General features: G+C 64.6%; 25 protein-coding genes. 9 read left to right on the top strand and 16 right to left on the bottom strand.

Annotation, left to right across the window (positions count from 1 at the left end):
* Positions 1-31 precede the first annotated feature (31 nt).
* Both AC1DY9_RS09830 and hemN read right to left on the bottom strand, forming a co-directional pair.
* The gene (locus tag AC1DY9_RS09830) at positions 32-712 is read right to left on the bottom strand and encodes a sulfite exporter TauE/SafE family protein (RefSeq protein WP_457281513.1); all 681 of its coding nucleotides are present in this window, start codon (positions 710-712) and stop codon (positions 32-34) included.
* Between the two features lie 14 nt (positions 713-726).
* Positions 727-2,109 carry an oxygen-independent coproporphyrinogen III oxidase gene (hemN, locus tag AC1DY9_RS09825; RefSeq protein ID WP_477666427.1) on the bottom strand — a complete coding sequence of 461 codons (1,383 nt, stop codon included), beginning with the start codon at positions 2,107-2,109 and terminating at the stop codon, positions 727-729.
* Between the two features lie 206 nt (positions 2,110-2,315).
* Between hemN and AC1DY9_RS09820 the strand changes: the two genes are divergently transcribed.
* Positions 2,316-3,401: a fatty acid desaturase gene (locus AC1DY9_RS09820; protein ID WP_477666426.1), complete on the top strand. Its 1,086-nt coding sequence runs from the start codon at positions 2,316-2,318 to the stop codon at positions 3,399-3,401.
* Here the strand turns inward: AC1DY9_RS09820 and AC1DY9_RS09815 are convergent.
* The 14 genes from AC1DY9_RS09815 to AC1DY9_RS09750 form a co-directional block, all read right to left on the bottom strand.
* A complete protein-coding gene (locus tag AC1DY9_RS09815; protein ID WP_477666425.1) occupies positions 3,395-4,168 on the bottom strand; it encodes a helix-turn-helix domain-containing protein in 774 nt (257 codons plus the stop codon). The genes AC1DY9_RS09820 and AC1DY9_RS09815 overlap by 7 nt on opposite strands.
* Positions 4,159-4,629 carry a response regulator gene (locus AC1DY9_RS09810; protein WP_477666424.1) on the bottom strand — a complete coding sequence of 157 codons (471 nt, stop codon included), beginning with the start codon at positions 4,627-4,629 and terminating at the stop codon, positions 4,159-4,161. The genes AC1DY9_RS09815 and AC1DY9_RS09810 overlap by 10 nt, the downstream gene beginning before the upstream one ends.
* 103 nt (positions 4,630-4,732) lie before the next feature.
* On the bottom strand, positions 4,733-5,578 hold the full coding sequence (locus tag AC1DY9_RS09805) for a universal stress protein (RefSeq protein ID WP_477666423.1): 846 nt from the start codon (positions 5,576-5,578) through the stop codon (positions 4,733-4,735).
* 109 nt (positions 5,579-5,687) lie between these two features.
* The gene (locus tag AC1DY9_RS09800) at positions 5,688-6,332 is read right to left on the bottom strand and encodes a response regulator (protein WP_477666422.1); all 645 of its coding nucleotides are present in this window, start codon (positions 6,330-6,332) and stop codon (positions 5,688-5,690) included.
* On the bottom strand, positions 6,329-7,603 hold the full coding sequence (locus AC1DY9_RS09795) for a PAS domain-containing sensor histidine kinase (protein ID WP_477666421.1): 1,275 nt from the start codon (positions 7,601-7,603) through the stop codon (positions 6,329-6,331). The genes AC1DY9_RS09800 and AC1DY9_RS09795 overlap by 4 nt, the downstream gene beginning before the upstream one ends.
* A gap of 28 nt (positions 7,604-7,631) precedes the next feature.
* Complete coding sequence (locus AC1DY9_RS09790; RefSeq protein ID WP_457281521.1) at positions 7,632-7,883, bottom strand: hypothetical protein; 252 nt, start codon at positions 7,881-7,883, stop codon at positions 7,632-7,634.
* Between the two features lie 27 nt (positions 7,884-7,910).
* Positions 7,911-8,168, bottom strand: coding sequence for a nitrogen fixation protein FixH (locus AC1DY9_RS09785; RefSeq protein WP_477666420.1), 258 nt, complete (start codon positions 8,166-8,168; stop codon positions 7,911-7,913).
* Positions 8,169-8,188: 20 nt separating this feature from the next.
* Entirely contained in the window at positions 8,189-9,616 is a 1,428-nt protein-coding gene (gene ccoG, locus AC1DY9_RS09780; protein WP_477666419.1) for a cytochrome c oxidase accessory protein CcoG, read from the bottom strand.
* Between the two features lie 7 nt (positions 9,617-9,623).
* A complete protein-coding gene (gene ccoP, locus AC1DY9_RS09775) occupies positions 9,624-10,541 on the bottom strand; it encodes a cytochrome-c oxidase, cbb3-type subunit III (RefSeq protein ID WP_457281524.1) in 918 nt (305 codons plus the stop codon).
* Between the two features lie 67 nt (positions 10,542-10,608).
* Positions 10,609-10,746, bottom strand: coding sequence for a cbb3-type cytochrome oxidase subunit 3 (locus tag AC1DY9_RS09770; protein ID WP_457281525.1), 138 nt, complete (start codon positions 10,744-10,746; stop codon positions 10,609-10,611).
* An 11-nt stretch (positions 10,747-10,757) separates the two neighbouring features.
* Positions 10,758-11,387, bottom strand: a complete 630-nt coding sequence (gene ccoO / locus AC1DY9_RS09765; protein ID WP_457281526.1) for a cytochrome-c oxidase, cbb3-type subunit II — start codon at positions 11,385-11,387, stop codon at positions 10,758-10,760.
* Positions 11,388-11,408: 21 nt separating this feature from the next.
* Positions 11,409-12,842, bottom strand: a complete 1,434-nt coding sequence (ccoN, locus tag AC1DY9_RS09760; protein ID WP_457281527.1) for a cytochrome-c oxidase, cbb3-type subunit I — start codon at positions 12,840-12,842, stop codon at positions 11,409-11,411.
* 65 nt (positions 12,843-12,907) lie between these two features.
* Positions 12,908-13,045 (bottom strand): cbb3-type cytochrome oxidase assembly protein CcoS, encoded by a 138-nt coding sequence (ccoS, locus tag AC1DY9_RS09755; RefSeq protein ID WP_431095040.1) that lies wholly within the window; start codon positions 13,043-13,045, stop codon positions 12,908-12,910.
* Entirely contained in the window at positions 13,046-15,331 is a 2,286-nt protein-coding gene (locus tag AC1DY9_RS09750) for a heavy metal translocating P-type ATPase (RefSeq protein ID WP_477666418.1), read from the bottom strand. It abuts the gene before it with no gap.
* A gap of 267 nt (positions 15,332-15,598) precedes the next feature.
* On the opposite strand from AC1DY9_RS09750, the gene AC1DY9_RS09745 reads away from it, so the two are divergent.
* The 8 genes from AC1DY9_RS09745 (at position 15,599) to AC1DY9_RS09710 (ending at position 23,975) form a co-directional block, all read left to right on the top strand.
* Positions 15,599-18,457, top strand: a complete 2,859-nt coding sequence (locus AC1DY9_RS09745; protein ID WP_477666417.1) for a cation-translocating P-type ATPase — start codon at positions 15,599-15,601, stop codon at positions 18,455-18,457.
* A gap of 35 nt (positions 18,458-18,492) precedes the next feature.
* Positions 18,493-19,041 (top strand): cytochrome b, encoded by a 549-nt coding sequence (locus AC1DY9_RS09740; RefSeq protein WP_477666757.1) that lies wholly within the window; start codon positions 18,493-18,495, stop codon positions 19,039-19,041.
* A 32-nt stretch (positions 19,042-19,073) separates the two neighbouring features.
* Complete coding sequence (locus AC1DY9_RS09735) at positions 19,074-19,763, top strand: VIT1/CCC1 transporter family protein (protein ID WP_477666416.1); 690 nt, start codon at positions 19,074-19,076, stop codon at positions 19,761-19,763.
* Between the two features lie 48 nt (positions 19,764-19,811).
* Positions 19,812-20,180, top strand: coding sequence for a cytochrome C (locus tag AC1DY9_RS09730; RefSeq protein ID WP_457281531.1), 369 nt, complete (start codon positions 19,812-19,814; stop codon positions 20,178-20,180).
* A 170-nt stretch (positions 20,181-20,350) separates the two neighbouring features.
* Positions 20,351-20,794 (top strand): universal stress protein, encoded by a 444-nt coding sequence (locus AC1DY9_RS09725; protein WP_477666415.1) that lies wholly within the window; start codon positions 20,351-20,353, stop codon positions 20,792-20,794.
* A gap of 41 nt (positions 20,795-20,835) precedes the next feature.
* The gene (locus AC1DY9_RS09720) at positions 20,836-21,258 is read left to right on the top strand and encodes a universal stress protein (RefSeq protein ID WP_457281533.1); all 423 of its coding nucleotides are present in this window, start codon (positions 20,836-20,838) and stop codon (positions 21,256-21,258) included.
* 27 nt (positions 21,259-21,285) lie between these two features.
* Positions 21,286-22,767 carry an arginine-ornithine antiporter gene (gene arcD, locus AC1DY9_RS09715; protein WP_477666414.1) on the top strand — a complete coding sequence of 494 codons (1,482 nt, stop codon included), beginning with the start codon at positions 21,286-21,288 and terminating at the stop codon, positions 22,765-22,767.
* Positions 22,767-23,975 carry an arginine deiminase gene (locus tag AC1DY9_RS09710; RefSeq protein ID WP_477666413.1) on the top strand — a complete coding sequence of 403 codons (1,209 nt, stop codon included), beginning with the start codon at positions 22,767-22,769 and terminating at the stop codon, positions 23,973-23,975. Before arcD ends, AC1DY9_RS09710 begins: the two co-directional genes overlap by 1 nt.
* Positions 23,976-23,985: the final 10 nt, after the last annotated feature.

The following is a 23,985-nucleotide window of genomic DNA, read 5'->3' as shown; positions in this document are numbered from 1 at the left end:
TGCAATTCACAAGCCAGCGGCAAGGACAGCCTCAGGCCAGGCCGCACCACTGCGCGATGCGATGCGTCATGTCGCTCCACAAGCCGAACACCGCGGCCAGCATCAGCACCCCCCCGGCCAGACGCACACCCAGTTGACCGCCCAGGCCGTTGCCGGCGCGCCGCAGCCCGGCCAGTAGTTGCGGCGCCAGCAGCAGGGAGACGCCACTGCCCACGGCAAAAGCCGCCATGGCCAGCGCGCCTTGCAACGGCCCGCCACTCAGGGACGCCACCAGCAGCGCCGAATAAAGCAGGCTGCAGGGCATAAAGGCCCATAACGCGCCCACCGAGAACATCCCGCCCCGTGATGCGGCCACGGCACCCACCCTGGACCACGCGGAGCGGCCTGCGCGGTCGGCCCAGGCCGGCTGGCTGGCCTTCACCATCAGCATCATTCCCCAACCCAGCACGGCCAGATGGAACAGCACCCAGAGCGGCTTGACCACGGCGGCCTGTTCTGTCATCCACGCAAAACTTTGCACTGCCATCGCTGCCGCCGCGCCCGCACTTGAATAGCCGACAAGCCGCCCGGCCTGAAAGACCAGCGGTGAATGCGCCTGCCGCTGCGGGCCCACGCGCCGCAGGCCGCCACAGGCCGCGCCGCACATCACAGCGCAATGAGGTCCTCCGGCAAGGCCCATCAGCAGGGCCGTCGTGGCGAGGGCGTAAGACATGGGCAGCGCTGCGATCAAATAATGCGCGAGAAACGACTGCGGTTGAGGTCGGACTGCAGGTAGCGGTCAAACACCATGGCGACCGCGCGCAACACGAACCGGCCTTCGGCCGTCACCTCGATGCCGGTGCTGGAAAGCAGCACAAGCCCGGCATCCTCCAGTTCGCGCAAGCGCTCCAGTTCCGCCGCAAAGTAGGTCTTGAAATCCAGCATCCAGGCGAGCTCTATCGATTCGAACCACACCTGGCCCTGGCACATGATGGCCATGATCACCGCGCGGCGCGCCAGGTCGTCCCGGCTCAGTGCCAGGCCGCGCGTGACCGGGAAGCGCCCCTGGTCAAGCAAGTCGCAGTATTCCTCCAGGGTTTTGGCATTCTGGCTGTAGGTGGCGCCGACCGCGCCAATGGCCGATACGCCCAGGCCCACCAGGTCGCGGTCGGGCTGGGTGCTGTAGCCCTGGAAGTTGCGGTGCAGCCGGCCCTCGCGGCTGGCCACGGCCAGCGCATCGTTCTCAAGCGCGAAGTGGTCCATGCCGATGTAGCGGTAACCCGCGCCCTGCAAACGCTGCATCGCTTCGGCCAGCATGGCGGCCTTGTCCTCGGCCGCGGGCAGCAGCGCCGGCGGGATGTGCCGCTGCGGCTTGAAGCGCTCCGGCAAATGGGCATAGGCATAGAGGGCAATGCGGTCCGGCCTGAGTTCCTCGACCTGGCGTATGGTGCGCGCGAAAGACGTCTGCGTCTGCCGCGGCAGGCCGTAGATCAGGTCCACATTGATGGATTCAAACCCGAGCACGCGCGCCTGCGCAACCAGCGCGAACACCTGTTCGGCGGGCTGGACGCGGTGCACGGCTTTTTGCACGTCGGCATCGAAATCCTGCACGCCGAAACTCAGGCGGTTAAAGCCCAGGGCCGCCAGCGCGGCCAGGCGCGTGTTGTCCACGGTGCGTGGGTCTACCTCGATGGCCATTTCCGCACCGGCCGCGATGTCGAAGTTGCGTCTGAGCATGTCCATGAGCTGTGCGAGTTCCGCGTCGGACAAAAAAGTCGGCGTGCCCCCACCCAGGTGCAGCTGGCTGACAGGCTGTCCCTGCCCCAGGCGCGCCGTGTACAGGGCCACTTCGCGCTCAAGATAGCCCAGGTAGGCGGTGGCACGGCTGTGCTGCTTGGTGATGATCTTGTTGCAGGCGCAGTAGTAGCACAGCGATTCGCAAAAGGGGATGTGCACATACAGCGATAGCGGTGCCGCCGAGGTCTCGGCCCGCGCGCGCCTGTCGTCCAGCGCGCGGCCGTGATCGACGGCGGTAAAGGCCTCGACAAAACGGTCCGCCGTCGGAAAGGACGTGTAGCGCGGGCCGGAGATGTCGAACTGGCGAAGGGCCTGGGGTAGAACAGCGGGCATGGGATGGTTCAGGAATGTGAGGCCTCCACTGTGCCGCCTCTCCGCCCCGGCTGCGTTGATGTGGATCAACGAGGGCGCAAGGTGCGGCCGCCGGACGCGTTTGCCCCGTCCTTGACCTGCGTCAAATCGCCGCGAAGGGCGCGCCGTAAGCTGGCGGCTTCCCCATTGCCTTGGGTCAACGGCCCCGGCTGCCAACCCTTCATCTCATGTCCCTCTCACAAGCAATCCAAGAAAACCAAGCCACCGTCCTTCCGCACCGAAAAGTCCTGCGTTCCTGGCTTCTTCCTGTCTCGACCAAAAACACCGGCCTCGCGTTGGCGCTGGCCCTGATGGACTTTGCCCTGTTCGCTGCATGCATGGCCGGGGCAGTGCTCGCGGGCCACCCTGCCCTCCAGGTGCTCATGGCCCTCTTGGCCGGCTTCATGATCGCGAGGCTGTTTATCCTCGGCCACGACGCGTGCCACCAGAGCTTCACCCCACACCGCAAACTCAACCGCTGGCTGGGCCGCCTGCTTTTTTTGCCCTCGCTCACGCCCTACAGCCTGTGGGATGTCGGGCACAACATCGTGCACCACGGCTACACCAACCTCAGCGGCTTTGATTTCGTATGGCAGCCCGCGACCCTTGAGGCCTATGAAAGCATGCCCGTCTGGAAACAGTGGCTGGAGCGCGCCTACCGCAGCGGCTGGGCGCCCTGGCTCTACTACCTCGTGGAAATCTGGTGGAAGCGGCTTTACTTCCCGTCCAAAGCCATGATGCCTACGCGGCGCGGCATTTTTGTCGCGGACAGCTTGCTGGTCACTGCCGCTGCCGCAGCCTGGATCGCAGGCCTTGTGATCGCGGCAGGGTCTACCGGTCAGTCGGCGCTCTGGCTTTTGGCCGCTGGCTTTTTCCTGCCGCTGTTAGTGTGGAACGGCCTGATAGGTTTTGTGGTCTACGTGCACCACACGCACACCCAGATCGCCTGGTATGACAACAAAAAAAGCTGGTCGGACGCCAACCCCTTTGTCTCCACCACCGTGCACCTGACCTTCAACTCGTTTTTCGGCGCGGCGCTGCACCACATCATGGAGCACACGGCCCATCACGTAGACATGGGCGTGCCGCTGTACCGCCTGAAACAGGCGCAGGCCATGCTGGAGGCCAGGCTGCCTGGCCACATCGTCGTACAGCCTTTTTCCTGGCACTGGTACTTCGATACGGCGCGCCGCTGCAAGCTTTATGACTTCGAGCGGCGGCAATGGACGGATTTTTCCGGTACCCCGGCCACCCAGTCGATGGTCGTTCAGTGAACCTGGGTATCGAAGACGTGTTTGAGGGCCGCGTGGTCGAGGATGCGGATGTGGCGTTTGTCGACTTCCAGGATGCCCTGCTGCAGGAAGGCGGAAAAGGTGCGGCTCACGGTCTCCAGCTTCATGCCCAGGTAGCTGCCGATTTCGGCGCGCGACATGCGCAAGTGGAATTCGCTGGCTGAGTAGCCACGCAACTTGAGCCGCTGTGACAGGTTGAGCAGGAAGGCAGCCAGCCGCTCTTCGGCATTCATGCTGCCCAACAGCATCATCAGGCTGTGCTCCTTGACGATTTCCCGGCTCATCAGCCGGCTGACGGCCTGCTGCATGTCGGCACTGGTCGCAGCCAGGCCGCTGATCTGGTCGTAGGGAATGGTGCAGACTTCAGTGTCTTCGAGTGCAGTGGAGTTGCTGGCATACGCGCCGTTGGCAATACCGTCCAGGCCCATCAGTTCACCGGCCATCTGGAAGCCGCTGACCTGCTCACGGCCATCTGCCAGCGTCAGGCTGGATTTGAAGGTGCCGATACGCACCGCATAAATGTTGCGGAAAGCTTGGCCCTCGTGGTAGAGCGTCTGCCCCGCCTTGACCTTCGTCCGGCTGAAGTGGAGATCGTCCAGTCCATCCACATCGGCGGGCTTCATGCCGCAGGGCAGGCAGAGGTCGCGCAGGTTGCAGTTCGAGCAGTGAGTCTTCAGTGGCAGGATAGCGGCGGATGAAATGCCGCTGACGGATGAAGTGCCGCTGGCGGATGAACAGGCTATGGGCATGATGACTCCTTGGATTGGGAGGAAGAAACGGACTGATCCACACGCCGCGGCTGCGCAAGCATTGCCACGGTGTCCCCGAGTTGGTAAAACTCGGCGTGTTTATCGAGAAAACAGGCAGCGCCCGCAGCCAGGTAGCGCGCACGGTAGGCGGCCTCGGCATGGTTGCTGAGGATGATGAAAGGAATGTCTTGCGTGGTTTTGAGGATGGACTGCAGCACCTGCATGCCCGTGCCCTTCTCGAATTGCACGTCAAGCACCACCACATCGGGCTGCGTCGCCAGGATGCCCGAGACCGCAGACTCCGGCGTATCGGCCTGGCCCGCGACCACCACGCCCCGGGCGGTAAGCATTTCGGCAACGCTGCGGCGGCTCAGCGCGGAGTCGTCGGCCAGAAAGACCCGGGTGGGTGAAGCGGTGTGTTGCATGCCCTTACTGTCGCGCAGGCGGCGCGGCAGGGACATCGTCTTTTGCTGAAAGGCCGGCTCGGATAAGGCTGGTTCGCCGGCACCGGCGCTCCGATCCAGACTCGGAAATTTCCGAGCCTGTACCGACCAGCGCGCCCGCTTAATGCGCCATCAACACGGGTAGCGTCATGCTTTTAAGCACGGTCCGGGATGCGCCGCCCAATACCCATTCATAGGCGCGGGCGCGGCCATAGCAGCCCATCACCAGCAAGTCCGCCTGCAGATCGAATGCGCGCGACAGCAGCAGGTCGCCCAGGTTCCCGGGTTCCGCGCCTTCCACATTTTCCCGGTGCCAGCTGGCCTGGACACCGTGGGCCTTCAGGTAAGAGACGATATTCGGACCTGCGCCCGTAGCCGCCACGGCATCAACGCCCCAGCTCAGGATATGCACCGAGTTTGCGTTGCGCAGGATGGGGAGGGCCGCGGTCACCGCGCGTGCGGCTCCGCGGGTGGGCTTCCAGGCGATCACCACATTGCCCGGCAAACCCGGTTTTGCCGACGTGTAGGGCAGCACCAGTGCCGGCCGCCCGCTCAGGGCAATCACAGCCTCCGGAAAATCCGCCGGCATCAGCGTGGACCAACCCTCGCCCGGGCCGTGCTGGCCCAGCACCAGCAGGTCGGCATAGAGCGCCTGCCCGGCAAAGGCCGATAGCAGCGGAAATTCATGGACTTCAGCCCATGCGGCCGGCAGCCCCGCAGGCCGGATCTGTTCGAACACCGAGCGCGCCCGCGCCAGTTCGGTGTCCTGTACGTTCTCCCGCCTCACGGCCAGGCCGGTCCCCATGCCGGAGGCAACGGGAAGCGCCTCGGAGGCCGAAGGCGAGGCATAAAGCGCCGTGATGCCGGCGCCGTACTGCGCGGCAAGCCGGCAGGAAAATTCAAGGCGTTGCGCGAATTGCGGCGAGGCGTCGGCATGGACCAGCAGTTGTTTGAGTTCATTGCTCATGGAACACCTCCGGTGCAGAGTTTGGATACCCTGACTGTAGGGAGAGGCGCCCGAGGCTGTGTTGATCGTTGTCAACACAAGGCCGCTTTCCGCAGCAGACCGGTGGGCCTCAGGGGTCCAGTGGCTCGGTCAGTCCATGCTTGAGCGCATAACGGATCAACTCGCTCTGGTTTTGCAAGCCCATTTTCTGCATGAGGTTGGTCTTGTGGGTGCTGACGGTCTTGACCGACAGGTTCAGCTTCGTCCCGATGTCCGTCAGGGAAACGCCGGCCACCAGCAATTGCAACACTTCAAACTCGCGATTCGAAAGGCTTTCATGCGGCACTGCCTGGCTGCCGGGCATCGCACCCAGCGCGAGTTGCTCGGCCACTTCGGCGCTGATGAAGGCGCCGCCTGAAGCCACCTTGCGTATGGCCTGCTCCAGCTGGTCCGGCGCGCTCTCTTTGGTCAGGTAGCCGCTGGCGCCGTTCTTGATGGCGCGCACGGCGTACTGCAGCTCCTGGTGCATGCTCAGGACCAGGATGCGCAGCTGCGGCTTTTCGCCGCGAATCAGCTTGATGAGCTCCATGCCGCTGCGCCCCGGCATGGAGAGGTCCAGCACCAGCACGTCGAAGGCCAGCTCGCGCACGCGCTGCATGACTTCCGTCCCGTTGCCGGCCTCGCCGGCGACCTCCATGTCCTCGATGGAGGACACGATACGCTTGAGCCCCTCCCGCACGATGGAATGGTCGTCGGCAATCACAATCCTGATCACGTGATGTCTCCTGTTTCGGGCACCGGGATGCTGACCCGTATACGAGTTCCCTGGCCAGGCGCGGTGTCTATGTCCACCGTCCCCTGCAGCAGGCGGGCCCGCTCGCGCAGACCCATCAGGCCCAGCGAGCCGGGCTTGCGCGGGGCGTCCGGCGCGAACCCGGCACCGTCATCGCTCACGTCGAGGACCACGGCCGCATCAGTCCTCGCTATGCGTACATCGACTTGCGACGCACTCGCGTGCTTTGCCACGTTCACGAGCGACTCTTGCACAATGCGGAACACCGCCGTGGCATACGGTTCGGCCAGCTCAACCTCCTCGTCCAGCGACAGCTTGCACACCACGCCGTGACGCTGGGTGAAATTATGGGTGAGCCACTGGATGGCCGGCACCAGGCCCAGGTCGTCCAGCAGCAACGGCCGCAAATCTGACGCGATGCGGCGCGTGGCGGCCACCGTGGTGTCCAGCAAGCCGAGCATGTCGTCCAGTTTGGCCCGCACGGCACCTGCATCCGGGGGCAAGGCTTCCCGAATCCAGGTGGCGTCCATCTTGATCGCCGTCAATGACTGCGCGAGTTCGTCGTGCAGCTCGCGCGCGATCCGTGTTTTTTCGCTTTCACGGATGGCGTGGGCCGCCGAGGCGAAGGCGCTCAGTTCCTCGCTCGCGCGGACCCGCTCAGTCACGTCGCGCAGGATCACGGTGTAAAGCTTGCCATGCGCGGTATCGAGCTGCGAGATGGAAGCTTCCAGCGGAAACTCCTCGCCGCTGGACCTCCGCCCATACAGCACCGTGCCATCTCCCATGCGCCTGGAGGTTGTGCCGGTCTGACCGAAACGCCGAACCTGCTCGCCGTGTGCCCCCTGGTGCCGCTGTGGAATCAACCGTGTGAGCGGCTGGCCCAGCATCTCGCGCGTGGGCCAGCCGAATATCTTCTCGGCCGCCTTGTTGTACAAGAGCACGTTCTGCTTGCTGTCCACAGTGATGATGGCGTCCATGGCCGAATCCAGCAGACCGGCCAGCCTCGCGTCCGCGCCCTCCAGCGCTTGCTTGCCGATACGGTCTCGCGCCGCGTCACGCCCGGCCAGCAGCCAGGCAATGCCGCATGTGGCGGCGGCCAGCGCTGCAACCAGCGGCAGGCCCGGCAGCGATTGTGGGCTGGACGCCAGATGGACGGCGGCCAGCAGCGTCAGGGTTGCCATCACGGCCAGTGCGATGGCCATGGAGCGCCGGCGCTTGGGCACCGCGTCACCGACGTGGGGGAACAGGGACATGGGGCAGCTTCGGGAGTGGAACCCGATCTTACCGCCCGGCCCTTTCTGCGGAAGCCGGCACAGGCCCCATCAGCAGCACCGTCAAGGCGCTGGAGGCCGCGCAGGCAAGCCAGAACACAAAAAAGGCGGCGGTCTGCAGTGCCAGCCGGGACAGCCCCGCGGGTTGCCCGTAACGCAGCATTTCCTCAGGGTCGAACAGTCCGAAGAGCAGCAGTTCCAGCAGGCAGGCCGACAGAAAGGCCGGCCAGGCGATGCCCAGTATCTTGTTGGCTGAAATCATGGGGTCTCCTCTTTGCGTTGCAGGCGATCAGGGACGAGCCGTTTTGTCGGGTGTGGCCGCGTGATTGCGCCCCTCCAGGGCCGGCGCCAGTGCCCTGGGTTGATGCAGCGCATTGGTGCGCGAGGCCCGCGCCGGCTCCTGTCCGCCTATCACGGCATCCGGATACTTGACGGCCAGGAAGGCTGTCACCACGCCTGCCACGACCACTGCGGCGGGCCCGGAAATCACCAGCCAGACATGGCCGTGCTTCCACCATGGAGTGGCTTGGGTGGGAATGGAATTCATGAGGGGCCTTTCATCGCGATTCATCGCGGAACAAGGAACACGGATTTTTCTTCGACGTGGGCACGCCCGCTTTCATCGCCGACACGGAACACGATGGCGTGCGAGCCGGCCGACGCCGAGCCGTAGGGAATCTGCAGCCGCACCGCGACCCAGCGGGATTCGGTGGGGCCCACGCTGACTTCAGCCTCAGAGGCGACCGTCAGGCTCTCCAGTCCGGCGGCCGCAATCGTGTAGCGCTGCGGCTGCTCGGTGGCGTTCATGATCTGCAGCCGGTAAACATTTTCCAGCCGCCCGCCCGCCACGATGCGCGAAAGCGCGGCACGGTCCCGCACGACGTCGACCTTCAACGGCATGCGCGCCACCAGGCTCCAGAGAAGTGTCAGGCACAGTACGCCGAGCAGCGCCGTATAGACCAGCACGCGCGGGCGCAGCACCTGCCGCAGCATGCGTGAAGCACCCCATTTTCCGGCGAGCGCGTTCTGGGTGGTGAAGCGGATCAGACCCCGCGTATAACCCATTTTGTCCATCACACCATCACACACATCCACGCATGCCGCGCAGCCTATGCACTCATACTGCAGGCCCTCGCGGATGTCTATGCCTGTCGGGCAAACCTGCACGCACAGGGTGCAATCGACACAGGCGCCCAGGGACAATGCCGCGGCGTCGGCATGGCGCGACCTGGCGCCGCGCGGTTCACCCCGCGCGGGGTCGTAACTCACAATCAACGTGTCTTTGTCAAACATCGCGCTCTGGAAGCGCGCATAGGGGCACATGTATTTGCACACCTGCTCACGCAGGAAGCCGGCATTGCCGTAAGTGGCGAAACCGTAGAACAAGACCCAGAAGATTTCCCAGCCGCCCATTTTGGTCTGCAAGAACTGCAGGATCAGCTCGCGGGCCGGCACGAAATAAGCGACAAAGGTAAAGCCGGTCCACATCGCCACACCTATCCAGAGGATGTGCTTGAACCACTTCTTGACCAGTTTTTCCAGCGAGAACGGGGCGCCGTCCAGCCGCAACCTGGCCGTGCGGTCGCCCTCCACCTTGCGCTCTATCCAGAGGAAGATTTCGGTGTACACCGTCTGCGGGCAGGCAAAGCCGCACCAAAGCCGGCCCGCAACCGCCGTGAACAGGAACAGCGACAAAGCGCTGGCGACCAGCAGGCCGGTCAGGTAGATGAAGTCCTGCGGGTACAGCACATAACCGAAGAGATAAAAGCGCCGCGCCTCCAGGTCGAACAGCACCGCCTGGCGCTGCCCCCACTGCAGCCACGGCAAGCCGTAGAAAAACAGCTGCGTCAAGATGACGAATGCCCAGCGCCAGCGCGCAAACAGCCCGCTCACGGAACGCGGGTAGATTTTCTTTTGCGCCTCGTACAGCGACTCCCCTGCCGGCTCTGCCGCTGGCACGATGGGAATGATTTTTCGCAAAGGCAGCTGGGTCACTGTCGCCTCAAAGTTTTGCCGCAGCGGCTTTGTTGGAGAGCCCCCAGATGTAAGCTGTCAACACATGGATCTGCGCTTCCGTGAGCTTGCCGGCCTGCGCAGGCATTTCGTTGGTTTTGCCTTTGTTCACAATGTCGACGATGGCCTGCTCTCCCCAGCCGTGCAGCCAGATGTCGTCGGCCAGGTTGGGCGCGCCTATCGCGGTATTGCCCTTGCCGTCCATGCCGTGGCAGGCCGCGCAGGCGGTGAATTTGGATTTGCCGAGCTGCGCGCGCAGTGAATCGTGGGGACCACCGGACAGGCTAAGGACGTAATTCGCCACGTTCTTGACATCATCCGCTGTACCGACAGCGGCTGCCATGGGCGGCATCTGGCCCTTGCGGCCCACGGTCAGGGTCTCCCTGATTTTTTCGGTTGAGCCGCCGTGCAGCCAGTCGGTGTCGGCGAGGTTGGGAAAGCCCTTGCTGCCGCGCGCGTCCGAGCCGTGGCACTGGGCGCAGTTGTTCATGAAGAGGCGCTCGCCCACCGCCATGGCATTGGCGTCGCCGGCGAGCTCGTCCGCGCTTTTGGCGGTGAAGCCGGCGTACAGCGGTGCAAGCTCCTTGTCTGCGTTGTCCATCGCGGTGTTGTATTCGCCACGCGTGCTCCAGCCCATTTCGCCCGGGTAAGCACCAAGGCCCGGGTAAGCGACCAGGTAGAGCAAGGAATAGATCACGCTGATCACGAACAGCCACATCCACCAGCGCGGCATCGGGTTGTTGGACTCGCGCAGGTCTTCATCCCAGACGTGGCCCGTCGTGTTGTCGCTGTTCTGGGGTATTTTTTTGCGGGCCGTCGCCCACAGCAGGACCAGGGCACCGAGGATGCCGATCAAGGTCAGCGCGGCCACATACCAGGACCAGAAGTTGTCTGTGAAATCGCTCATGGCTCACACCCGATGTGTTGTGCAGTGAATAAAAAACCGGTGAAGAGGTCTTGCATGGCGCTACCCCCTAGTCCTGCAGGAAGGGGATCTTTGCGTCCTCTTCAAACCGCGTGCGGTTACGGCTGGAATAGGCCCACACCAGCAGACCGACGAAGGTGGCAAAACACAGCAGGGTAGCGATGATGCGCAGCGTGTTGACGTCCATGTCGCTCTCCTTTACTTCAGGGCCTTGCCCATAACTTGCAGATAGGCCACCAGGGCATCCATTTCCGTCTTGCCCTTCACCACACCAGCGGCCTCGGCGATTTCGGCGTCGGTGTAAGGCACCCCCACCCTGCGCAGTGCTGTCATGCGGGGCGCCATGTCGGCGGGGTCGACGGGCTTCTTCTCCAGCCAGCTATAGGCCGGCATGTTGGATTCAGGGACCAGGTCGCGCGGATTGTTCAGGTGGATACGGTGCCATTCGTCGGTGTATTTGCCACCTACGCGGTGCAGGTCGGGACCCGTGCGCTTGCTGCCCCACTGGAAGGGATGGTCGTAGACAAATTCGCCGGCCACCGAGTAGTGCCCGTAGCGCAACGTCTCCGCGCGAAACGGTCGGATCATCTGCGAGTGGCAGTTGTAGCAACCCTCGCGCAGGTAGATGTCGCGGCCGGCCAGCTGCAACGCACCATAAGGCTTCACGCCTTCAAGCGGTGCGGTGGTCGACTTCTGGAAGAACAGCGGCACGATTTCCACCAGGCCGCCCACGGCGATCACCAGCAGGATCAGGATGATCATCAGGAAGTTGTTGGTTTCGATCTTCTCGTGCGAGAAGCCGGCCGCAGAGGGGGTTTCGTCTTTCATGGGATGTGCTTTCTTCTCTTGTTATGCGTGAGCCAGCGCCGGCACCGGCACCCGGACGGGGCGGCCCTTGGCCACCGTCATGCAGACGTTCCAGGCCATCAGTACCATGCCGCCAAGGTACAAAAGCCCGCCAAAGAAACGCACCACGTAGAAGGGATAGGTGGCCTTCACCGATTCGACGAAGGTGTAGGTCAGGGTTCCGTCGGCGTTGATGGCGCGCCACATCAGACCCTGCATCACGCCGGCGATCCACATGGCGGCGATGTAGAGCACGATGCCCACGGTGGCCGTCCAGAAATGCACCTCGATGGCGCGCACCGAATACATCTGCTTTTGCCCGAACAGGCGGGGAATCATGTAATACAGCGTGCCCATGGAAATCAGGCCCACCCAGCCCAGGGCACCCGAATGCACGTGGCCCACGGTCCAATCCGTGTAGTGCGACAGCGCATTGACGGTCTTGATGGACATCAGCGGGCCCTCGAAGGTGCTCATGCCATAGAACGACAACGACACGATCAAAAAGCGCAGGATGGGGTCTTCGCGCAGCTTGTGCCAGGCGCCCGACAGGGTCATCACGCCGTTGATCATCCCGCCCCAACTGGGCGCCAGCAGGATCAGCGAAAACACCATACCCACTGACTGCGTCCAGTCGGGCAAGGCCGTGTAGTGCAGGTGGTGCGGACCCGCCCACATATAGGTGAAGATCAGCGCCCAGAAGTGGACGATGGACAGGCGGTAGCTGTAGACCGGCCGCTCCGCCTGCTTGGGGATGAAGTAATACATCATGCCCAGGAAGCCCGCGGTGAGGAAGAAACCCACGGCGTTGTGGCCGTACCACCACTGCACCATCGCGTCCTGCACACCCGCATAAGCGGAATAGGATTTCATCCAGCCGGCCGGAATCTCCGCGCTGTTGACCACATGCAGCACCGCCACCGCAAGAATGAAGGCGCCGTAGAACCAGTTGGCCACGTAGATGTGCCGGACCTTGCGGATTCCCAGCGTGCCGAAAAAGACGATGGCATAGGACACCCAGACCAGGGTGATCAGGATGTCGATGGGCCATTCGAGTTCGGCGTACTCCTTGCCGGTGGTGTAACCCAGCGGCAGGCTGATCGCGGCGCCCAGGATGACCAGTTGCCAGCCCCAGAAGGTAAAGGCTGCCAGCCGCGGTGCAAACAGCGGCACGCTGCTGGTGCGCTGGACCACGTAGTAGCTGCTGCCGATCAATGCGCAGCCGCCGAAGGCGAAGATGACCGCATTGGTGTGCAGCGGCCTGAGCCGGCCGTAGCTCAGCCAGGGAATGCCGAAGTTCAGTTCAGGCCATGCCAGCTGCGCGGCGATGAAAAGGCCCACAGCCATGCCGACCACACCCCAGAGCACAGCTGCCAGTGAAAACTGGCGAACCACCTTGTCGTGATAGGCGATCCCTCGTGTCGTTTCTTCGTTCATGAAGCACCTTTTGTCTTGATGCTTCAAAGTGTCGATGCGGCACGGGTCGCGCCATTTGATGCAGGTCAATCAGTGTGCAGAATGCGCTCGGCTTCCTGCTCAAGCGCCTCGAACTGACCTCGCCATACCGCCCAGCCCAGTGCGCCGATGATCAGCAAGGCCAGCACGACTGAGAGTGGGATCAAGAGGAACAGGATATCCATCTAGTTCTCCGGCGGGGTGCGCGCCAGCCTGGCCGAGTTGGCCACCACCAGCAGCGAGCTGGCCGCCATGCCGAAGCCGGCCAGCCATGTGGGCATATAGCCAAAAACCGCCAGCGGTACGCAGGTCGCGTTGTAAACCGCTGCCCACAACAGGTTCTGGCGCACGACCGCCCGGGTGCGCCGCGCCTGCGCGACAAGGGCTGGCACCGTGAGCAGCCGGTTGCCGGTCATGATGAAATCCGACCTTGCCTGAGCCACCGGCACGGCCTGACCCATGGCCATGGACGCATCAGCCACGGCCAGTACCGGCCCGTCGTTCATGCCGTCACCCACCATCATGACGCGATGGCCCTCGCGCTGAAGGCGGCGCACATGTTCCAGTTTGACCTCAGGCGTACATTCGCCAAAGCACCACTCAATGCCTGCCCGGCGCGCCAGGTGGGCGACAGCCTGGCCCGTATCGCCCGAAAGCAGCTGCACGCGGACACCGAGCTTGAGCAACGCGTCCACGGCCTGGGCCGCGTCTGGCCGCATCGCTTCGTCAAGCTCGAAACCCGCGAGGTAGTGCTCGCCATCGGACAGATGGGCCTGCAACACCGGCACATCGCGGCCCGGCACAGGCACGCCGCAAAAAAAGGCCTCCCCCAGGTTGAGGTAATGCGGCTCACTGCCGTCCAACCGGGCCACCTTGCCGCGCAGGCCCCGTCCGGTAACCTCCTCCACTTCGCTGGCCACCCAGTCCGCTGCGGGAAAGCGGGCGGCGATGGCGCGCGAGACCGGATGCAGCGAGTGCCTGGCCAGCGCCCCCGCCCAGTCACACGCCTCGTCGCGGTTCACACCGGCAGGCGTATGGGCCATCACGACTTGCATGCGGTCTTCTGTCAACGTGCCGGTCTTGTCGAAGATCACGGTGTCGATGGCAGCGCAGCTTTCCAGCGCCTGCAATTTGCGCACCAGCACGCCGCGCCGGGCCAGTGCGCCCGCGCCGGCCAGCATGGCCGCCGGCGTGGCCAGCGACAAGGCGCAAGGGCAGGTCACGATGAGCACCGCGACCGCGACCGCCATCGCATGCGCCTGACCAAAAGGCCACCACCACACGGCTGCGGCGGCGCTCGCCAGCAGCACGGCCACCAGGAAGGGACTGGCGACGCGGTCCACCAGTTGCACCAGGCCTGGCTTTTCGACTGAGGCCTGCTCCATCAGGGCCACGATTTCGGCGTACCGGGTTTCCGGCCCGACGCGCAGCACGCGCACCTGCAGCACACCCGTGAGGTTGTGGCTGCCGGCAATGACACCATCGCCCACCCGCCGCAGCAGGGGTTTGGATTCGCCGGTGAGCAGCGACTGGTCGACCCGGCTCTCACCGCCCTCAACGGCCCCATCAGCGGGGAAAGCCTGACCAGGCAGCACCCGAATCAAGTCGCCGGCGACAAGGCGGCGCACGGCCACCGCGCGGAAACTGCCATCGGCTTCCCGCCGCTCCACGCTGTCCGGAAGGCGCCGCATCAGCGCCTCCAGCGCACCGGCGGTGCGGTCGCGCAGGCGCTGCTCCAGCAGTCGGCCCGACAGCAGAAAAAAAACGAACATGGGCACCGAGTCGTACGAGGCATGGTCACCCCAGGGGCCCGCCGGGTCAAAGGTCGCGGCCGTGCTGGCACCGAAGGCGATCAGCACGCCCAGCGCCACCGGCACGTCCATGCCGATGCGCAGGTTGCGCACATCGCGCAGCGCCGCCGCAAAAAACGGCCAGCAGGAAAACAGCAGCACCGGCAGGGTCAGCACCCAGGAGGCCCAGCCCAGCAGCGCCTGGATGTCGGGCGTGATCTCGCCCGCCGGCGCCAGATAGGCCGGTGCCGCGTACATCATGACCTGCATCATGCAAAAACCCGCCACCAGCCAGCGCCACAACATCACCCGCTGAGCCTGCACCCTGCGGCCGGCCAGCAGCAGGTCGCCTGCCGGCAAGGCGCCGTAACCGGCCTGGTGCAATGCCGCAATCCAATAAGAAGGCTGCGTGGTCTGCGGATGCCACTGAAGCCGCGCCGTGGCAGTCACGCCGTTGACCTGGACCGTATCCACGCCGGGCAGCTTGCGCAAAACCTCCTCGACCGTGAGCGCACAGGCCGCGCAGTGCATGCCCTCCAGCGCCAGGTACGACTCCCACCAGCCCTCGCGCCCCGCGACCGGCCGGCTAAAGCCCTCCCATTCGGCCGACTCGTCGAGCACGGCCCATGCGGCGGCGGGCGGCAAGAGACCGGCGGAAGCCGGGGCGATGGCGGTTTGCATGACGCAAGGGTAGCCAGCACGGCATGCCGCGCCCTTGATATGGATCAAGCCTGGGCGGGTGCGGCGCCTCTCTGTACGTTATCGAACAGTCCGATAGGCGGATGTTTGCGATAACAGCAATGCAGGGTTTGCCGAAGTGGCATCGCCTTGATCCAGGACAAGCGGCGGACCTTCCGCAGCCGCCAGACTGGCACCTGCCGAGTGCAGCCTCCAGGCTGGCTTGCCGTTTGCCGCCGCCTGGGCAAAACCGGATAAAAAAAGACAACGATGAAAATTCCCCGCGCCGCTGAAGAAAGCCCGCAGCCCGAAACACCCTGCGACCCGTCGGTGCGCGAGATCGAGGACGTCGCCGCGAGCACGGGCGCGGATCTGCTGCGCGGCCTTTCTTCCGGCGAGGCGTCACGGCGGCTTGGCGCGCAAGGGCCCAATACCCTCAACGCCGCGCCGCCCGTGAGTGCGTGGCGGCGCATTCTCTCGCAGTTCCAGGACCCCCTGATCTATTTACTGCTAGCGGCCATTGCCATTTCGCTGCTCGCATGGGCCATGGACGGGCGGCAAGGCTGGCCGATTGACGCGCTGGTGATTGCCGTCGTCGTCCTGCTCAATGCCGCGCTGGGCTACGTTCAGCAGGCCAAGGCGCGCGGCGCGGTGGTGGCCCTGGCCAAACTCACGCAGGCGAGTTCTTCGCTGATGAGGGACGGCCGCGTGCAAAAAGTGGCGCTGGCGTCGCTGGTGCGGGGCGACCTGCTGGTCCTGAATGAGGGGGACGTGGTGGGCGCCGACGCGCGGCTGGCGGCCGCCACCGCCCTGCGTGTCCACGAGGCCTCGCTGACCGGGGAAAGCTTCGCCGTGCTGAAAAGCACCGCTTCGTTGCGGGCCCCGGCCGCGCTGGGCGACCGCGTGAACATGGTCTTCAGGGGCACGGCCATCACCCAGGGCACGGGCCGCGCGGTAGTCACGGCTACCGGCATGAACACCGAAATGGGCGCCATTGCCGCCATGCTCGAGGCGACGTCACAAGCGCCTACCCCTTTGACGCGGGAAGTAAGCCGGCTGGGCCGGATGCTCGGCATCGCGGTGCTCATTATTGCCACCGTGGTGGTGGCCACCATCCTGATGCTGTCAGAACTGCGCACGGCCGGCGACGTCATCGCTGTGCTGCTTCTCGGCGTGGCGCTGGCGGTGGCGGCGGTTCCGGAAGGCCTGCCCGCCATCCTGTCGGTGGTGCTGGCCATGGGGGTGCAGCGCATGGCCAGGCACAAGGCGATCATCAAAAACCTGTCGTCCGTGGAAACACTGGGCTGCGCCTCCGTCATTTGCACGGACAAGACAGGCACACTGACGCGCGCGGAAATGACCCTGACGCGCATTGCAACGGCATCCGGCATGGTGGAGGTGACGGGCGTGGGCTATGTACCTGAGGGCCGCGTCGAGCAGGCCGGCGGCGAACTCGCCGCCGGGCCGCTGCGGGAAGAGGTGGCGTTTGCGCTGCTGGGCGGCAGCCTGGCGGGCAATGCCGGCCTGCGGCAGGACTCCGCCGGCATCTGGCGGATTCAGGGCGATGCCACGGAGGCGGCTTTCCTGGTCGCCGCGCGCAAGCTCGACCCTTCACTCCAGGCACGCGCCGGCCGCTATGACCGCATCAGGGAGATTCCGTTCACGTCGGACCGGAAAATGATGTCGGTGATTGAGCGTGACCATGACCAAGGTGGCGCCGCCATGCTCATCAGCAAAGGCGCGCCGGACGTGCTGATCGAGCGCTGCACCCATGTGAAGGTGGGCGCGGCAACCGTGATGATGGATGCCGCCCGCAAGGCCGCCCTGCTCCGCAACGTCGACACCCTCTCGGACGCGGCCTTGCGCACACTGGCCGTTGCCTTCCGTCCACTGCACGCCGGTGAAGACCCGGCATCCACATCACTGGAAGAAGACTTGGTCTACGTCGGCACGGCCGGCCTGATGGATCCGCCGCGCGAGGAAGCGGCCGTGGCGATACGCCAGGCCCAGCGTGCCGGCATCCGCGTCATCATGATCACGGGCGACCACTCGCGCACGGCGCTGCGCATTGCCGCGGACCTCGGAATCCGCGGCGCGCAATCGCCCGCGCTGACCGGCATTGAGATGGACAGTCTGGAGGATGCGGAATTTGCCGCCGCGGTTCGCCAGACGTCGGTGTATGCGCGTGTCGCGCCGGCGCACAAGCAGCGCATCGTGGATGCGCTGCAGGCCGACGGCCAGGTGGTGGCCATGACAGGCGACGGCGTGAACGATGCCCCCGCATTGAAGTCCGCGGACATCGGCATCGCGATGGGCCTGACCGGCACCGAAGTGACACGGCAGGCCGCCCGGATGATCCTGGCCGACGACAACTTCGCCACCATCGTGGAGGCGGTGCGCGAAGGGCGCGGCATTTTTGACAACATCCGGAAATTCCTGCGCTACCTGCTGTCCTCCAACATGGGGGAGGTGTTGACGGTGTTCCTGGGTGTGGTGGGTGCCGGCGTCATCGGGCTTCAAGCCCCCGGCGTTGCGGTGGTACTGCCCCTGCTGGCCACACAGATCCTCTGGCTCAACCTCATCACCGACTCCTGGCCGGCGCTGGCCATGGGCATAGACCCCGCGGTCGGCGACGTCATGGCGCGAAAGCCCCGCACCCGCGATGAGCGCGTGATCGATGGCCGCATGTGGTCGGGGATATTGCAGACCGGCGCCGTCATCGCGGTGGTGACGCTCCTGACCATGGACATGTTGTTGCCTGGCGGGCTGATCGAGGGCAACCAGGACCTGGCCGTCGCCCGCACCGCCGGCTTCACCGTGCTGGTGCTGGCGCACCTGTTCAATGCCTTCAACGCGCGCTCGGAATCCGCCTCCGCGTTTCGCGGCCTTTTCTCCAACCCATGGCTATGGGCCGCGCTGGGCTTGTCGTTGGGCCTGCAGATCGCGGTGGTCAACCTGGAGTTTCTGAACTACGCTTTTGGCACGGTGCCCCTTACGTTTGAACAATGGCTGCTGTGCGCCGCCATGGCCAGCACGGTCCTGTGGCACGCCGAATTGCGCAAACTGGCCAGCCGGGCATGGCGCAGACATGCGCAAACGCGAACCGCCGCGGCCGGCGGCCCGCAGTGAAGACTTCACCCTGACGACGCCGGAGAAACACCATGATGTCAAAACCCCACCCGGAAAACCGCTCCGGTGCGCTCTCCATCGGCTTGCACTGGTTCATGCTTGTCTTGCTGGCGGCGGTCTACCTCTGCATGGAGCTCAGTGACGCCTTTCCCAAGGGCAGCGACATGCGCAACGGGCTGAGGGCCTGGCACTACATGCTGGGCCTGTCCGTCTTTGTGCTGGCCTGGCTTCGCCTGGCGGTCAATCTCCGGCATCGCGCCCCACCCGTAGCCCCGGCACCGCCGCTGTGGCAAAGCCGCCTGGCCTGGCTGGTGCAGGCGGGGCTTTATCTGCTCATGATAGGGATGCCCCTGGCGGGATGGCTGATACTCAGCGCCCGTGGTCAGCCCATTCCTTTTTTTGGGCTGCAACTGCCCGCGCTGATGGCCGAGAGCAAAGATGCGGCGGGCTGGATCAAGGAAGTCCACGAAGCGGGAGCGACAGCGGGGTATTTCCTGGTGGGCTTGCATGCATTGGCGGCCTTGTATCACCACTACCGGCTGCGTGACAACACGCTGGCTCGCATGCTTCCCGGCCGCCGCTGATTCAAACTACCCCCTAAACGAAGGATGAGTGCATGAGACATATTGAATGGCACAGGACTTCACGCATCGGATGGCTTCGCGCTGCCGTTCTGGGTGCCAATGACGGCATCGTATCGACCGCCAGCCTGATAGTGGGAGTGGCCGCCGCCAGCGCCACACACGGCAATGTGCTGATGACGGGCGTGGCAGCCCTGGTGGCCGGCGCGATGTCGATGGCCGCGGGCGAATACGTGTCGGTGCATTCGCAGTCCGATACCGAGAAGGCCGACCTGGCCCGGGAGCGGGCCGAACTTGAAAAAGACCCCGTGGCCGAACACCGCGAACTGACCGCCATCTACGTCGCGCGCGGGCTGGACGATGCGCTTGCGCGGCAGGTTGCGGAGCAGCTCATGGCTCATGACGCCCTGGGTTCACACGCGCGCGACGAGTTGGGAATTCACGACAGCATGGCCGCCCGGCCCATACAGGCCGCGCTCGCGTCGGCGGCCAGCTTTGCATGTGGCGCCCTTTTGCCGTTGGTCGTTACCGCGATAGCGCCCGGCGCCACACTGATCTGGTGGGTGTCGGGAACCTCCCTGGCATTTTTGGCCTTTCTGGGCGCGATGGCCGCCCACGCGGGCGGCGCGGGGATCCTGCCCGGCGCATGGCGCGTGACTTTCTGGGGTGCGCTGGCCATGGGCATTACCGCGGGTGTGGGCGCGCTGTTTGGGGCCGTGGTCTAAGTCTGCTGGCGAACAGACGGCACCCGATACTGCGCGCACAGTCACCCCATGCCATCACCCTCCACCAAAGCATTTCCCGGCCGGTATCTTGTGCTGGCCGCCATCGGGTTCGCCGGCCTGTCGGCGCATGGCCAGACGATGCCCGTACAAACCCGCGGGGAGTTGTTGTACACGACGCACTGCATTGCTTGCCACACCTCGGAGATGCACTGGCGCAACAACCGGCGCGCCCATGACTGGGAGAGCCTGAAAGTGCAGGTTCGCCTCTGGCAAGGCAACACCGGGCTGCAATGGGACGAGGCGGATATCGTGGAAGTGGCAGGCTACCTGAATGACACGATTTACCGGTATCCGCGCACCGCTCCCGTCGGACTCGTCTTGCCCGGGCCGCCGCAGAGGATTTCCGCCGCGCCCTGAAGCTGCTTCGGATAGCTTCCCGGCCGATGCGGTTTTGCGCACATCGAAAGATCTCACCGGAAGCGCCACAGTGGAGGGCCGACGTCATCTGCCGCGCCCTTGACATGAATCAAGACCGGGCCGCCGCGGCGCTCCTAGACTGCAAACGAATCAACACAGGAGAACCCACCATGTACAAGCGCATTCTTGTTGCCACCGACGGCTCCACGCTTTCCAGAAAAGCGGTCAAGGACGCCATCGCCCTTGCCGTGTCTCTGGATGCCGGCCTCGTGGTGGTTAACGTTGTTCCGCGTTATCCCATGAGCTACTTCGAAGGTGGCGCCTCCATCTCGCCGCAGGAAGTCGGGCGCATTGAAAAGGAATGGACCGGTAAGGGTCAGGCCATTGCCGACGCGGCGCAAAAGGCCGCCGAGGCTGCGGGCGTCCAGGCCAAATCCGTGATCGCCAAGTCCGACCTCGTAGCCACCGCCATCCTGGCCGCAGCCAAAAAGAACAAGTGCGACCTCATCGTCATGGCCTCGCACGGCCGCAAGGGCCTCTCTCGCATCCTGCTCGGAAGCGAGACCCAGCAGGTGCTCACGCACAGCAGCATCCCCGTCCTTGTCCTGCGCTGAGCGCGCGCCGTCTCATTTTTTTCCATTTTCCGGAGACAACCATGAAAGTCCTTCTGGCCGTTGACGGCAGCAAGTTCACAAAAAAAGCCCTCGCCTTTCTGGTCACGCACGAAACCCTGATGGGGCCCGACGCGGAGTTGATCGTGCTCAATGTACAGATCGCTGTTCCTCCACGCGTCAAGTCCATGGTGGGCGCCGCCACGGTACATGCCTACCACCGCGACGAAGCCCAGAAAGTGCTGGAGCCTATAGAACGCTTTCTCAAACGCCATGACATCACTTTCCGGGCCTCCTGGGTCGCCGGCACACCGGCCACACAAATCGCGCAGGCGGTGAAACGTGAAAAGGTACACATGCTGGTCATGGGCACCCATGGCCATGGTTTGCTGGGCCGCGCCCTGCTCGGCAGCGTTGCCCAGCGGGTAGTGGCGGACGTTGACGTGCCGGTGCTGCTGGTCAAGTAGCCGATCATCTTTTACGGAAGGCCTGCCATGAACACACTGTCAAATACCCGCTCCCCCGTGTCGCCGCCGCGGGCTATTCCCACCACACGCCAGGCGCAGGGCGGTTTGGGCCTGGGGCTGCTGGTCGCGCTGGTGACGGGCTCCATCATCGGCAGCGGCATTTTCGGCCTGCCGCAAAACATGGCGGCGGGCGCCGGCGCGGGTGCCATCCTGATCGGCTGGCTGGTCACGGGCGTGGGCATGCTGGTGCTGGCGCGCGTCTACCAGATGCTGGCCCTGCGCAAGCCCGAACTGGACAACGGCGTCTATGCCTATGCCCGCGCGCTGTCAGGCGAGTACATCGGCTTTAACTCCGCCTGGGGGTACTGGATCAGCGCCTGGATCGGCAACGTCGGCTATCTGGTGGCCGCCTTCGGTGCGCTCGGTTATTTCTTTCCAGCTTTCGGCGAAGGCAACACGCCCGCGGCCGTGGCCGGAGCGTCGATAGTCCTCTGGATCGTGCACGCGCTGGTGCTGCGCGGCATCAACACCGCTGCCTGGGTCAATGCGATTGTCACAGTCGCCAAAGTCATTCCGTTGCTGCTGTTCATTGTGCTGGCCGCCGCCGCTTTCCAGGCGCCCACCTTCAGCCTGGACTTCTGGGGCGGCGCCAAACTCGGCTCCGTACTTGACCAGGTCAAGAGCACCATGCTGGTGACGGTGTGGGTGTTCATCGGCATCGAAGGCGCCAGCGTCTACTCGGCACGCGCGCGCCAGCGCAAGGACGTCGGCAAGGCCACCGTGATCGGTTTCCTCATCTGCCTGGCACTGCTGATGGCCGTCTCGCTGTTGTCCCTTGGCATCTTCACGCAGCCCGAACTTGCCGGATTGAAGAATCCCTCCATGGCCAGCGTGCTTGAGAAAGCCGTGGGCACCTGGGGCGCTGTGCTGATTTATGTCGGCCTCATCGTTTCCGTCGGCGGTGGCTTCCTGGCCTGGACATTGCTCGCTGCGGAGTCGCTCTTCACACCGGCCAACAGCGGCGTGATGCCCGAATGGCTGGGCCGCCAAAGCGGCAAGGGCGTGCCGGCCAATGCCCTGTGGCTGAGCAGCGCCATGGTTCAGATCTTCCTCATCGTCACGCTGGTCTCCAAGGCTTCCTACCTGGCCCTGATCTCGCTGTCGACCGCGATGATTTTGCTGCCCTACCTGTTCAGCGCGCTTTACGGCCTGAAGGTGCTGCTGCGCGGTGAGGGCCCAACGAGGGAAGGCACCGCCGGCGGGTCGCTGGACCTGCCGGTGGCCGCGCTCGCGTCGGTGTACTGCCTGTGGCTGCTGTATGCCGCCGGCGCCAAATACCTCCTGCTGAGCGCTCTGCTCTACGCCCCCGGCGCGGCCCTGTATTTCATCGCCAAACGGCAGGGCAACAAACAGCCCTTTACCGCTGGCGAGAAAGCCATGCTCGCAGCCGTGCTCGCGCTCGCAGCGGTGGCCGGCTGGATGCTCGCCACCGGTCAGTTGAGCCTGTGATGGCCGGCGTTCATTCAGAGACGGGCCGGCTGCGCAAGGTACTGGTCTGCAGGCCGGGCCTGGCGCATATGCGCCTGACGCCCGCGAACTGCCAAAGCATGCTGTTCGACGATGTGATGTGGGTCGCGCAGGCAAAAAACGACCATTACGCGTTCACCAGCGCCATGACGGAGCAAGGCGTGGAAGTGCTGGAATTGCACGACCTTCTCGCAGTCACAGTCAGCGACCCAGCGGTGCGCGACTGGCTGCTGGACCGCAAGCTGACCGGCATCGACCTGGAAGCCGCCGCCGTGCTGCGACCCTGGCTGCAAGAACTGCCGCCGGCCCGCCTGGCCGAGTTCCTGATTGGCGGGCTGACGCCGGTGGACCTGCCCTTCAAGTTGCCGGGTCTTACGGCCGCGTGCGCGAGCGCCTCCGACCTGTTATTGCCCGCCCTTCCCAATACCCTCTTCACGCGCGACAGCAGTTGCTGGATAGGCGACGGTGTGGTGCTGGGCGCCATGTACTGGCCCGCACGCCGGCAGGAAACCCTGCTCATGGCGGCCGTCTACCGTTTTCACCCTGCGTTTGCCGGCAAGGTCGCCGAGTGGTGGGGTGATCCGGGCCAGCCGCACGCGCAGGCCTCGCTCGAAGGCGGCGATATCATGCCTCTGGGCCAGGGCCTGGTGCTGATCGGCATGGGCGAGCGGACCTCGCCGCAGGCCGTGAGCCAGCTGGCGCGCAGCCTGTTTGCCCGCGGCGCCGCGACCCGGGTGCTGGCCGCCCAGCTGCCCAAGTCGCGCGGGGCCATGCACCTGGACACGGTGCTGACTTTTTGCGACCGCGACCTGGTGACGGTGTTTCCCGAGATCGTGCAGGCCATACGCGTGTTCAGCCTCAGACCCGGCAACGAAGCCGGCGCGCTGGATGTCAGGGCAGAAACCGGCCCCTTTCTTGACGTGCTCGCCCAGGCGCTGGGTATTGCAAAGCTGCGCGTTGTCGCCACCGGCGGCAATGCCTATGAAGCCGAGCGCGAACAGTGGGACGACGGCAACAACGTGCTGGCACTGTCGCCCGGCGTTGTCATGGCCTACAACCGCAACACCCACACCAACACCCTTCTGCGCAAGGCCGGTGTCGAGGTCATCACAATCCCCAGCGGGGAGCTGGGCCGGGGCCGCGGCGGCAGCCACTGCATGTCCTGTCCGATTGAGCGTGACGCTGCCTGACCCGCCATTG

Source organism: Polaromonas sp. P1_F6, assembly GCF_056405695.1.
Note: the sequence above shows the minus strand (reverse complement) of the source record. Positions and strands in the feature narration are given on the sequence as shown.